The 12,012-nt window shown below is 65.8% G+C and carries 10 protein-coding genes and 1 tRNA gene; 6 read left to right on the top strand and 5 right to left on the bottom strand.

What is annotated here, in order from left to right:
* Window positions 1-4 precede the first annotated feature (4 nt).
* The 3 genes from HNO81_RS18640 to HNO81_RS18630 form a co-directional block, all read right to left on the bottom strand.
* On the bottom strand, window positions 5-430 hold the full coding sequence (locus tag HNO81_RS18640) for a ChaB family protein (RefSeq protein WP_175319589.1): 426 nt from the start codon (window positions 428-430) through the stop codon (window positions 5-7).
* A 68-nt stretch (window positions 431-498) separates the two neighbouring features.
* Window positions 499-575: transfer RNA gene (locus HNO81_RS18635), tRNA-Thr, on the bottom strand.
* A 163-nt stretch (window positions 576-738) separates the two neighbouring features.
* Window positions 739-1,626: a thioredoxin domain-containing protein gene (locus HNO81_RS18630; protein ID WP_175319588.1), complete on the bottom strand. Its 888-nt coding sequence runs from the start codon at window positions 1,624-1,626 to the stop codon at window positions 739-741.
* A gap of 178 nt (window positions 1,627-1,804) precedes the next feature.
* On the opposite strand from HNO81_RS18630, the gene HNO81_RS18625 reads away from it, so the two are divergent.
* From HNO81_RS18625 to HNO81_RS18610, 4 genes are all read left to right on the top strand, one after another.
* Window positions 1,805-3,307: a trehalose-6-phosphate synthase gene (locus tag HNO81_RS18625; RefSeq protein WP_175319587.1), complete on the top strand. Its 1,503-nt coding sequence runs from the start codon at window positions 1,805-1,807 to the stop codon at window positions 3,305-3,307.
* The gene (gene otsB / locus HNO81_RS18620; RefSeq protein WP_175319586.1) at window positions 3,297-4,133 is read left to right on the top strand and encodes a trehalose-phosphatase; all 837 of its coding nucleotides are present in this window, start codon (window positions 3,297-3,299) and stop codon (window positions 4,131-4,133) included. Before HNO81_RS18625 ends, otsB begins: the two co-directional genes overlap by 11 nt.
* Window positions 4,134-4,350: 217 nt before the next feature.
* The gene (locus HNO81_RS18615) at window positions 4,351-5,433 is read left to right on the top strand and encodes a sn-glycerol-3-phosphate ABC transporter ATP-binding protein UgpC (protein WP_175319585.1); all 1,083 of its coding nucleotides are present in this window, start codon (window positions 4,351-4,353) and stop codon (window positions 5,431-5,433) included.
* 149 nt (window positions 5,434-5,582) lie between these two features.
* Window positions 5,583-7,001: a DUF4032 domain-containing protein gene (locus HNO81_RS18610; protein WP_175319584.1), complete on the top strand. Its 1,419-nt coding sequence runs from the start codon at window positions 5,583-5,585 to the stop codon at window positions 6,999-7,001.
* Between the two features lie 3 nt (window positions 7,002-7,004).
* Here HNO81_RS18610 and HNO81_RS18605 read toward each other — a convergent pair whose 3' ends face one another.
* Window positions 7,005-8,375, bottom strand: coding sequence for an FAD-linked oxidase C-terminal domain-containing protein (locus HNO81_RS18605; protein WP_175319583.1), 1,371 nt, complete (start codon window positions 8,373-8,375; stop codon window positions 7,005-7,007).
* Between the two features lie 187 nt (window positions 8,376-8,562).
* Between HNO81_RS18605 and HNO81_RS18600 the strand changes: the two genes are divergently transcribed.
* Together HNO81_RS18600 and HNO81_RS18595 are read left to right on the top strand one after the other, a co-directional pair.
* Window positions 8,563-10,293 carry a glycoside hydrolase family 13 protein gene (locus tag HNO81_RS18600; RefSeq protein ID WP_254703577.1) on the top strand — a complete coding sequence of 577 codons (1,731 nt, stop codon included), beginning with the start codon at window positions 8,563-8,565 and terminating at the stop codon, window positions 10,291-10,293.
* Window positions 10,294-10,295: 2 nt separating this feature from the next.
* Window positions 10,296-11,351, top strand: coding sequence for a LacI family DNA-binding transcriptional regulator (locus HNO81_RS18595; RefSeq protein WP_175319582.1), 1,056 nt, complete (start codon window positions 10,296-10,298; stop codon window positions 11,349-11,351).
* Here HNO81_RS18595 and HNO81_RS18590 read toward each other — a convergent pair.
* Entirely contained in the window at window positions 11,348-11,869 is a 522-nt protein-coding gene (locus HNO81_RS18590; RefSeq protein ID WP_175319581.1) for a hypothetical protein, read from the bottom strand. The genes HNO81_RS18595 and HNO81_RS18590 overlap by 4 nt on opposite strands.
* Between the last annotated feature and the right edge of the window lie 143 nt (window positions 11,870-12,012).

Here is a 12,012-nt window from a genome sequence, read left to right as displayed (position 1 = left end):
CAGGCTATTTGCTGCGGGCTTTGCGGGTGGCGGCGTCGTTGGCCTTCTGGAGTGCCTGGACCAACTCGTCTTTGTCCATGGTGGACCGGCCCTTGACGTCCATTTCTTTGGCCAGCTTGTACAGGTGTTCCTTGGAGGCATTGGCGTCCACGCCTCCGGCAGTGGGCTCACTGGACCGGACGCCCTGTTCCGCATGTTTGTCGGAGGGCCCGCGCTTTTCCTTGGGCTCCCAATGGTCGCCCACCTTCTCGTAGCTGTGCTTCAGTGAGGCGTAGGCTGCGCGGGCGGCGCGCTCTTCGTCGTTGTCATAGGACTCCATCGCAGAGTCATAGGTCTTCGCGAACGTGTCCTGGGCTTTTTGCTCTGACCGCTGCAGGGTGGACGGCAGTTCGTCCTTGCGGGCATGGTCATTCTTGCCGGTCTTGGGCATGGTACCCCTCCTCCTTTAGTCAGCAGGCTGATTATTCGGATGGACCCAGCTTAGACCCGGAGGTGGTGTGGAGCCCCCTGTCGGATTCGAACCGACGACCCCCGCTTTACAAGAGCGGTGCTCTGGCCAACTGAGCTAAGGAGGCGTGCCCTTGGAGGGCGTGCGCCCGGAAGGCGCTAGATAAGGTTAGCCCAACTGCCGCCGGGCGTAAAAACGCGCCGGAGCCACCCCCGGACGCGGCAAGGGCCCGCTCCGGAGACGATCCGGTGCGGGCCCTTGCGCGGGCTCTGTGCCCTGGGCTCCGGGCCTTAGCCCTTCGCCGTGATGGCTGCCTGCAGGAAGTCCGGGAACGGCGTCTGGGCGCTGTCTCCCTTGCCCCACTGCTTGCCGTCCACGAAGACGGTGGGCGTACCGGTCACCCCGATGGCAGCGGCTTCCTTCGTCGTAAACTTCACGAAGGGGCGGTAGGTCTTGCCATCCACACAGGAGTCGATGTTGACTCCCATGTCCGAGGCCATCTTCTTCAGGTCATTGTCCGAGAGGCCTGCGCCGCCCTCTGCCGGCTGCTTGGCAAACAGCGCGTTGACGAAGTCGGAGTACTTCTCCGGCGACTCATTGACCACGCATGCGGCCGCGTTGGCGGCGCGGGATGAGTAGTTGGTGGTGGACCGGCTGTCCAGGAAACCGAGGGCCCGGTACTCGACGGTGATTTTTCCGTCGTTGCGCAGCGAGGTGAGCTGGTCGTTGTACTGTGCCTCGAAGTTCTTGCAGACGGGGCAGATGAAGTCGACGTAGAGGACCACCTTTACCGGCTTGCCGGCCTCCGCCTCGGCGCCCGGAGCCACTACTTCTGCGGGCGGTGTCTTGGGCGCGTCTCCCAGGGAGGCTGCGTCAACGGTTGCCGGTTCAGTCTTGGCAACGTCAGTGTTGGCCAGCAGGGTTACGCCGCCATGCGCATTCGCGTTGGCCGGAACGGGGCCCTGGTCCGCAACCGGCGCATTCTGCTTGAGGCTGTTGGTGACCACCAGGGCCACCACCACCAGGATGGCCACCACCGCCGCCACGATGCCCCAGCCAATCAGGAGCTTGTTGCGCTTGTCCTTCTTTACCTGCGCTTCGCGGATCAGGCGCGCTTTTTCCCGCGCCTCTGCGGTTCGCTCAGCCTTGGACTTACGTTCTTCGTTTGCGGGGCTCATGAGTTCCTTGGGTCGGTCGACGAAGGGGGACCACTTGGTGGCACCCCAACATTTTAGGGGAGAAAGCTGAGAGCTTGCGGTTTCAACTATTCTCCGGGTTGACCAACGGACGAATAGCCCCGATCATTCCGCCCGGCTAGGGTGGGCGTAGAGGCACAAGCAACCCCAGGGGGCCGCAATGCAAACACCCGTCCAGGAAAAACCAGCCGGAACAGCAACGGCCGGCAGCTCCGGCTCCGGCCGCGCCGGCCATACCAAGTACGACTTCATGGTGGTCTCCAACAGGCTGCCCGTAGACCGCGTGGCACAGGGGGAAGACAGCGACGACGGCTCCGGCTGGCGCCGCTCACCCGGCGGCCTGGTCACCGCCCTCGCACCGATGATGACCAAGACGGACGGCGCCTGGGTTGGCTGGCACGGCGCCCCGGACGAGACGGTCAAGCCTTTCAGCCACGGCGGCATGGACCTGGTCCCGGTCCAGCTCAGCACCGATGACGTGGAGCTGTACTACGAGGGGTTCTCCAACGCCACTCTCTGGCCGCTGTACCACGACGTTATCGCCCCGCCGGAATTCCACCGGACCTGGTGGGACGCCTACCGCAAGGTCAACCGCCGGTTCGCCGACGCCGTGGTCCGCCACGCCGACCAGGGCGCCACAGTATGGGTCCAGGACTACCAGCTGCAGCTGGTGCCGCGGATGCTCCGCGAGGCACGGCCTGACCTCCGGATCGGCTTCTTCAACCACATCCCGTTCCCGCCGCCGGAAATTTTCGCACAGCTTCCCTGGCGCCAGGCCATCATCGACGGGCTCCTGGGCGCAGACCTGGTGGGTTTCCAGCGGCCCAGCGACGCCGGAAACTTCATGCGGTCCGCCCGCCGTTTCCTGGGTGCCAGCGTCAAGCAGCAGCAGGTGCACGTCAAGGACCACAACGGCCAGTTGACCCACATCGCCAGGGCCCAGGCCTTCCCTATCTCCATCGACGTCAAGCAGATCACCGAACTCGCTGCCAGGCCGGACATCATTGAACGCGCCCGGCAGATCCGGCAGGACCTTGGCAACCCCAAGACCATCCTGCTCGGCGTGGACCGGCTGGATTACACCAAGGGCATCCGCCACCGGCTCAAGGCGTTCGAGGAGCTTTTGGCGGACGGCCGGCTGACGGTGGGCGATGCCACCCTCATCCAGGTGGCCTCCCCCAGCCGGGAGCGGGTGGAACAGTACCGGCTCCTGCGCGAGGAAGTGGAAGGCACCGTTGGCCACATCAACGGCACCTACGACACCCTGGAGAACACCGCCGTCCGCTACCTGCACCACAGCTACCCCGTGGAAGAGATGGTGGCGCTGTACCTGGCCGCGGACGTCATGCTGGTCACCGCCCTGCGGGACGGCATGAACCTTGTGGCCAAGGAATATGTCACCGCCCGCAACAACAACGACGGCGCCCTGGTGCTGAGCGAGTTCGCCGGGGCGGCCGACCAGCTCAAGCAGGCGCTGCTGATCAACCCGCACGACATTGACGGCCTCAAGAACACCATCATGGCCGCCGTCGAGCTGACGCCGCGGGAAGCGTCGCGCCGGATGCGCTCCATGCGCAAGCAGATCCTGGACCACGATGTGGACCACTGGTCCGCCGACTTCCTGCGCGCACTGAACGAAAAGGTGGTCCGCGATGACTCCTGAGGGCCGCCGCACCAAGGCGCCGCTGGCGCTCTCCCCCGAACTCCGGGACGCCCTGCGCCGGATTGCCGGCACGGAGCACCTGCTCGTGGCCATGGATTTTGACGGCACCATGGCGCCCATTGTGGACCGGGCCCAGGACGCCCGGCCGCTTCCCCGGTCGGCTGCGGCTTTCGCCGGCCTCGCTGTGCTGCCACGCACGACGACGGCCCTCATCTCCGGGCGCGCCCTCGCCAGCCTGCGCGAGGTGGCCTCCCCGCCGGTGGACACACTACTGATCGGCAGCCACGGCGCCGAGGCCTGGCTGGGACCAGGCTCTACCGAACTTGCCCTGGACGACGACCAGAAGGCGCTCCTTGAGGAAGTCCGGGCAGAGCTGGCGGACATCGTCGCGCAGGCTCCCGGCACCTCGCTGGAATACAAACCAGCAGGCGTCGTCCTCCATACCCGGCAGGCGGAGGATGACGTGGCAGAGGACGCCGTGGCGGCCGCCCGGTCAGCGCTCCAGGACCGTAAGGGCGTCTTCCTCAAAGAAGGCAAGCGCGTCCTGGAGACCTCGGTGGTCAATGCTTCCAAGGGCGAAGGCGTGGCCTTCCTCCGGCAGGCCACCGGTGCCACCGCGGTGTTGTTCGCCGGCGACGACGTCACGGACGAAGACGCTTTCGGCCGGCTGGAGCCCGGTGATGCAGGGGTGAAGGTGGGCCTCGATTTTACCCAGGCGCAGTACCGGGTGGAGGCTCCGGTCCACGTCGCCGAACTGCTGGAAGTCCTGCTGCAGGAGCGGAGCATCGCCGTCGCCGAAGAGGATCCGCAGGCCGCTTCCGGCTAGGCGGCCGCCTGCGGCTGCTGTGACGTTTGTAACATTTATGCCAATAAGCGCAATTTCTGGCATACTCTGTGTGTGATGTGGCGCACAACCAGCGTGTGGCGTCACTGTGTGCTCCGGGTCCAGGCCTGGAGCACTTTGCAGGAACACAACTGAATAAATATGAACCATTCACAACGGATCGTCCGGCACGTACCTGCCGGTGAAGGGATTGATAACTGTGGCTACAGTTACTTTTGATAACGCTACGCGTCTGTACCCGGGCACAGATAAGCCCGCCGTCGATAAGCTCAACATCGACATCGCCGATGGCGAATTCCTGGTCCTCGTGGGACCCTCCGGTTGCGGCAAGTCCACCTCGCTGCGCATGCTCGCAGGCCTTGAGGACGTCAACGCCGGCCGCATCCTGATCGGTGACCGTGACGTCACCGATGTTCCGCCGAAGGACCGCGACATCGCCATGGTTTTCCAGAACTATGCGCTGTACCCGCACATGACTGTGGCCGACAACATGGGCTTTGCCCTGAAGATCGCCGGTGTCTCCAAGGAAGAGCGCGCCGAGCGCGTCCGTGAAGCCGCCAAGCTCCTCGACCTTGAGCAGTACCTGGACCGCAAGCCGAAGGCACTCTCCGGTGGCCAGCGCCAGCGTGTTGCCATGGGCCGCGCGATCGTCCGTAACCCGCAGGTCTTCCTCATGGATGAGCCGCTGTCCAACTTGGACGCCAAGCTCCGCGTCCAGACCCGCACCCAGATCGCGTCCCTGACCCGCCGCCTGGGCGTCACCACCGTTTACGTGACGCACGACCAGGTTGAGGCCATGACCATGGGTGACCGTGTCGCCGTGCTGAAGGACGGCCTGCTGCAGCAGGTGGACACCCCGCGCAACCTGTACGACCGCCCCAAGAACGTCTTCGTTGCAGGCTTCATCGGCTCCCCTGCCATGAACCTGCTGGAGCTTCCCGTGGTTGACGGCGGCGTCCAGTTCGGCGGCACCGTGTACCCCGTGCCGCGCGATGTCCTGGAAGGCGCCCACGGCTCCACGGTCACGCTGGGCTCCCGCCCCGAGGACCTGGAAACCGCTCCGCAGGGTGAAGGCCTGAAGGTGGAGGTGGACGTCGTCGAAGAACTCGGCGCCGACGCCTACGTCTACGGCCACACCAACCTTGACGGCAAGGACCACGACATCGTGGCCCGCGTCGACGGCCGCCGTCCTCCGATGAAGGGCGAGGTCATCTACGTCCGTCCGCAGTCGGGCCACGTGCACCTGTTCGACACCAAGACCGGCCTGCGCCTGGGCGACTAATTGTGCCCGCGTGGGCCCTCCACCGGAGGCCCGCCCACGCAACCGACGGCGGCCCGCACCTTTTCGCAAATGGTGCGGGCCGCCGTCGGCCTTTAACGGTGCGTGCACAAAATTTAGCCGCGCTGCCCAGAGTACGGAAGAATTGACCCATGACCGAGGAATACAGCGCCCAGTGGCACGACGAACCCACCGACTACGCGCAGATCGGCAAGCTGCCGCGGTTCGTCGCGGCCAGCGCCGATGACAACAAGGCGGCCTCGGTAGCCTCGTCACTGAACATCACCGCGGCGGCAGCGGACCCGGAGCTGCTGGACCTGCCCTGGCACATCGCCCTCGAGGAGTGGCCTGCGCAATACCTGGCGGCACTCCCCCGCGGCATCTCCCGGCACATCGTGCGCTTCGCCCACCTGGGCGGCTCCGTCATCGCCATCAAGGAAACCTCCGAGCATGTGGCCCGCCACGAGTACCACATGCTCCGCAAGCTGGCCCGTTTCGATGTGCCGTGCGTGGAGCCGGTCGCCGTGATCACCGGGCGGACCACTCCGGACGGACGCCCGCTCAACCCCGTCCTTGTGACGCGGCACCTGAAGTTCTCCATGCCCTACCGCGCGCTGTTTTCCCAGATGCTGCGCAAGGACACCCTCACCCGGCTGATCGACGCGCAGGCGCTGTTGCTGGTCCGGCTGCACCTCATCGGTTTCTACTGGGGTGACGTGTCCCTGTCCAATACCCTCTTCCGCCGCGACGCCGGAGCTTTCGCCGCCTATTTGGTGGACGCCGAAACCGGGGAGCTGTACCCGGACCTCTCTACAGGACAGCGCGAATACGACCTTGAGATTGCCCGGGTCAACATCGCCGGCGAACTGATGGACCTGCTGGACGGCGGCCTCATCGAGGAAAAGGTGGACCCCGTGGCCACCAGCGAACTGATCATGGACAGCTACCGCCGCCTCTGGGCGGAACTGACCGAGAAGGAATCCTTCGAGCTGGGCGAACGCTGGCGGGTGGGCGCCCGCATCCGGCGCCTGAACGAACTCGGCTTCGACGTCGAGGAATACGCCATCAAGACCACCCAGAACGGCTCCACCATCCAGCTCCAGCCCAAGGTGGTGGACGCTGGACACCACCAGCGGCGGCTGCTGCGGCTGACCGGCCTGGATGCCCAGGAGAACCAGGCCCGCCGGCTCCTCAATGACATGGACTCGTTCCGGGCGGACAACAACCCGGAGATGGACGAGGAATACAGCGCGCACCTCTGGGTGAGCCAGATCTTCGAACCGATTGTGCGTTCCATCCCCCGCGATCTCTCCGGCAAGCTCGAGCACGCCGAGGTGGTCCATGAGGTCCTGGAGCACCGGTGGTACATGTCCGAGAAGCAGGAACGCCACATTCCCTTGGCGGAAGCGGTCCAGTCCTACATCGATTCGATCCTCCGGCACCGGAGGGACGAGGCAGCGATCATGCTCAACCCGGACACCGAGCTGCTGAAAATCCTCGAGGTGGAGACTGAGGAGTCCCGTTACGGCGCAGATGAGTCAGAGGACGAATACCCGGATTCGGACGACTGAGCCCTAGATAGCCTTTCCCGGGTTCAGGACGCCGGCAGGATCGAACAGGTCCTTGATCCTGCGCTGGAGTTCCCGGATGGGCCCGGGCTGCTCCTGGCCCAGCCAGCGCAGCTTGTACTGGCCCACACCGTGCTCCCCCGTGATGGTGCCGCCCATGGCCAGGGCAGCGGTGATGGACTCGTCCAGGGCTGCCTGGAGCCGTTCCATGGCGCCGGCCTCCACGTCCGGCCCCTCCCGGTCGATCCAGAAGGTGGGGTGCAGGTTTCCGTCCCCGGCGTGCGCCACCACTTTCAGATGCACCCGCTGCGTGGCGGCCATGGCCTCCAGCGCCGCGACGTAGTCCACCAGGCGGGAGCGGGGAACGGCGACATCCTCGCCCACCCGGTACTCGTCGTCCACCTCGGTTCCCCTGCTGTGCCGCCGCAGCTCCACCAGGCGCTCGGCTTCGGCGCTGGCCTCGGTGCTGACGGTGGCCCCGCTGCCGCGCAGCACCTGGCGCACCACGTCCGCTTCCGCGGCAGCCCCGAACCCGTCGGTCTGGATCAGCAGCAGCGATTTCCCGCGGGCGGTGAGGTCGGACCCGTGGATGTCGTCGAGCTGGGCCAGCGTACCGCCGTCGAGCAGTTCCATGATGGCGGGCTGGACACGGGCCCTTCCCACCGCCATGACGCCGGCGGCGGCCTGCCTGAAATCCGGATAAAACGCGGCGACCGTGTGGACGTCCCGGGGCAGGTACTTCAGCCGCACGGTGATTCCGACGACGATGCCCAGGGTGCCCTCGGACCCCACGAAAAGGCCGGTGAGGTCATAGCCTGCCACGCCCTTGAAGGTCTGGTGGCCGGTATGGATGAGCGAACCGTCCGCCAGGACGACGTCCAGCGCCAGGACCGAGTCCCTGGTGACCCCGTACTTGGCGCACCGGAGGCCGCCGGCGTTGGTCGCCACGTTGCCGCCGATCGTGGAGCTCCGGAAGCTGGCGGGGTCCGGGGCGTACATGAGGCCATGCTCCGCAGCGGCTTCGTTGAGCACGGCATTGATGACGCCCGGCTCCACCTGGGCCGTTTCGTCTTCCGGGTTCAGGGCGAGGATCCGGTCCATCCGCTCCAGCGAGAGGATGATGCAGTTCCTGGTGGCATGGGCGCCGCCGGACACGCCGGTTCCGGCGCCCCGGGGAACGATCGCCACCCCGGTGTTCCGGCAGGCCGTCACCACCGCCTGCACATCGGCCACTGATTCGGCGAACACCACAGCCAGCGGAAGCTGGAAATCGATGACCGGCGCCTGGTCAACGGCGTACCGGCGCAGCGACACCTCGCCGGTGTCCACCTGGCCCGGAGCCAGGACAGCTTCCAGCTCGTCAACGATGCTTCCCACAAAGCCTCCACCCGTCGTCGGACATACCGTCCCAGTCTAGGTCCGCTGCCTCGAAAGGCCTGGCGGCGGCTGCTTGTAATCGCTTCCAGTTGAATTGGACAAATGATGCAGACAGAGGATCCCGGCCCTGTGAAACAAACATGGAAGCGTTTTCATGAAATCGTTCCTGACGGTTATGCTGACTTCCATGTCTGTCGATACTGTGACCCAGGACACTTCGGTCAGTGCTGGTCCCCTGACGCTCATCCATGCTGCTGACCAGGTCCCGGGATGGTGGCGTTCCGCTGTCATCTACCAGGTGTACCCCCGGTCATTCCGTGACCTCAACGGCGACGGCATCGGTGACCTCGCGGGAATCACCGAGGAGTTGCCACACCTGGCGGATCTGGGCGTGGACGCCGTGTGGCTGTCCCCCTTCTTCCGTTCCCCGCAGCGGGATGCCGGCTATGACGTCAGCGACTACTGCGATGTGGACCCTATCTTTGGCACGCTCGGCGATTTCGACGTCATGATGGCCGAATCGCACCGCCTGGGACTGCGGGTCATCGTGGACCTGGTCCCCAACCACTGCTCCGCGCAGCATCCCGCGTTCCAGGCTGCCCTTGCCTCGCCGGCCGGAAGCCCCGAGCGGGACATGTTCATCTTCCGGGATGGGACCGGCCTGTACGGGCAGGAACCGCCCAACAACTGGCAGTCCCACTTTGGCGGACCCGCCTGGACCCGGGTGGCCGGAACAGACGGCGAACCCGGTCAGTGGTACCTGCACCTCTTTGATTCCTCGCAGCCGGACTTCAACTGGGACAACCCCGCCGTCCACGCAGAGTTCGAACGCGTGCTGCGTTTCTGGCTGGACCGCGGCGTCTCGGGCTTCCGGGTTGACGTGGCCCACGCGCTGGTGAAGGCCCCCGGGCTGCCGGCCTGGGGCGGCCGTGCCGACGGCGGCAGCAGCGACGGGTACCCCGGCCACGAAGCACCCATGTTCGGCCAACCGGCCGTGCACGATATCTACCGCGCCTGGCGCCTGGTCCTGGATGAGTACGGACCTGACCGGATCCTCTGCGCGGAGGCCAGCGTGGACCTCCACCGCCTGGCACACTGGGTACGCCCGGACGAGATGCACCAGGCATTCAATTTCCCATACCTCCACGCAGGCCTGGACGTCTACCGGCTCCGCTCGGTCATCACCGACTCCCTGACAGTCCTTGACGGGGTGGGCGCTCCCAGCACCTGGGTGCTGTCCAACCACGACGTGGTCCGCCACGCCAGCCGATTCGGGTACAACGGACTCGGTCCGCGGGACGGGGACGGCATCGGCCCGGCAGATCACCAGCCGGACCACCACCTGGGCCGCCGCCGGGCCGCAGCCGCTTCGATGTTCATGCTTGGCCTGCCCGGCGCCGCCTACCTCTACCAGGGCGAGGAGCTGGGACTGCCGGACGGAATCGACATTCCGGACCACCTGCGCCAGGACCCCACTTACGCCCGCACCGGCGGCCAGCGGCTTGGCCGCGACGGCTGCCGGGTGCCGTTGCCATGGCGGGGCGAAGAACAGCATCTGGGGTTTGGCCCGGGAAGCGAGCCTTGGCTCCCTATTCCGGAGTCCTTCAAGGAATTGGCGAGGGACGTGCAGGCGCAATCACCGTCGTCGCATTTGTCGCTGTACCGTGACGCCCTGGCCCGCCGGCGGGAACTGGACCTGGGCAGGGGATCCCTGTCATGGGCTGAGGACTGGTGCACGGGTTACTCCCTGGGCTATGTGAACGGCACTACGCTGGTGATTATGAACCTGAACCATGAGCCGCTGGAGATGCCCGCGGGCCACGTCCTGATCCGGAGCCAGCCGGCCGGTCCCGGCAACGCCCTCGCCTCCGGTGAGACCGCGTGGATACAGCTTGGACCGGACCCAGCAGCGTACTGACCGTGCCAGGCATCAAAGAAGTTGCCAGCAGGGCCGGCCTGTCGGTGGCCACGGTTTCCCGCGCCTTGAGCGGCAAGACCAATGTCTCTTCCAGAAGCCGCCGCCTCGCACAGGAGGCAGCCAACGAACTGGGCTTCGTCCCGTCCTACCATGCGTCAAGCCTCGCATCGGGACGAAGCCACAACCTTGGACTGGTGGTACCCAACGTTCAGCGCTGGTATTTTTCCTCGGTGCTGGAGGGAGTCTCGGAGACGCTGCTCGACGCCGGCTATGACCTGACCCTGTACAACGTGGGCGAGCAGCCGGAACGCCGCAACAGCATCCTGACCGACTTTCTGCTGCGGAAACGCCTGGACGCCGTGATCGCGGTGGCCTTGGTGCTCAGCGAGGAAGAAATCGGGCAGCTGCTGGCCGTACACCGTCCCATGGTGGGCATCGGGGGCGCCCTGCCCGGAGCATCAACCATCAGGATCGACGACGAAGGGCTGGCGTCTATGGCCACCCGCCACCTGATTGGACTGGGCCACACGCGGATCGCCCACCTTACGGGAGCCACGGAACTGACCCGGGACTTCAAGCTTCCACGGCTTCGGCAAAGGGGTTTCGCCGCGGCGATAGCGGCGGCTGGTCTGGCGTTGAAGCCTGAATGGCAGGTCACCGCCGACTTCACCATCCAGGGCGGGTATGCGGCAGGCCGCAGGTTGCTGGGATCAGCTGCTGAGCGTCCCACTGCCGTCTTTGCCGCCTCGGACGAGATGGCGGTGGGCATCATGCTTGCCGCACGCGACTTCGGGCTTCAGGTCCCGCAGGATCTTTCAGTGGTGGGAATCGACGGACACGACCTGGCAGAGACCTTTGGGCTGACCACTGTCAGCCAGGATCCGAGGGGCCAGGGGAAGCTGGCGGCCAGCACCGCTTTGGCGCTGCTTGATGGCGCCCGCGTGGATGCCGACGGCGGCCGGCCGGCCGCGGCGGCACAGGACCAGGAATATCCCACCGAATTCGTCATCAGGCACAGCACGGCAGTCCCACCGGACACTGCGGGCAGGCCGGACTAGGACAAGCTGCCGGCTGTGGTGTCCTCCCCGGCGGCGCCCATGAACCGGGCAAACCTTTCCAGGATGAGCGGCCAGGCTTCCACATACTCAGCCCGGGCTGCAGCAGGATCTTCGGCCCCCTCCCAGCCTTCATGGAACACCCGCACTTCCGTCCCCGCTTCGACGGCACGGAAGGCCACCAGCAGTTCGGTGGACCACAGGGCCGTTGTTCCGGGGTGCCAGGTGGCGTGGAAGGAGAGCGGCGGCTGCCAGTCGTCCAGTGTCCCCCAGATACTGGTTCGGCCATCGTCAGCGGACTCAAGGATGAGGTTCTCCTCAAACTCCACGTAGGAGCCGGCTCCATAGACACCATGCTTCTCCAGGGGCCACCACAGGTGTGCATGATCCGTGAATCCGGCGAAGGCGCGTGCCACGGGACCCGGTACCAGGACAGAGTTCACCACCGGCTCCAAGGGATCCGCAGCCTCCCGGCTCTCGTCGTGGGAGGGATCCTGGGCGTGGCTGAAGATGCTGCTCATGAGGGTCAATCTTACCCGCGGGCGCTTGGCCGTCCTGCGGTGTGGGGTTAAATGGGGAAGGGCCCTGACGTTCGTTGTCAGGGCCCTTCCGTTAATGATGTTCCGGCGGTGACCTACTCTCCCACACCCTCCCGGGTGCAGTA

Source organism: Pseudarthrobacter sp. C4D7, assembly GCF_013359725.1.
In the GTDB taxonomy this organism is placed as follows: Bacteria; Actinomycetota; Actinomycetes; order Actinomycetales; family Micrococcaceae; genus Arthrobacter.
Note: the sequence above shows the minus strand (reverse complement) of the source record. Positions and strands in the feature narration are given on the sequence as shown.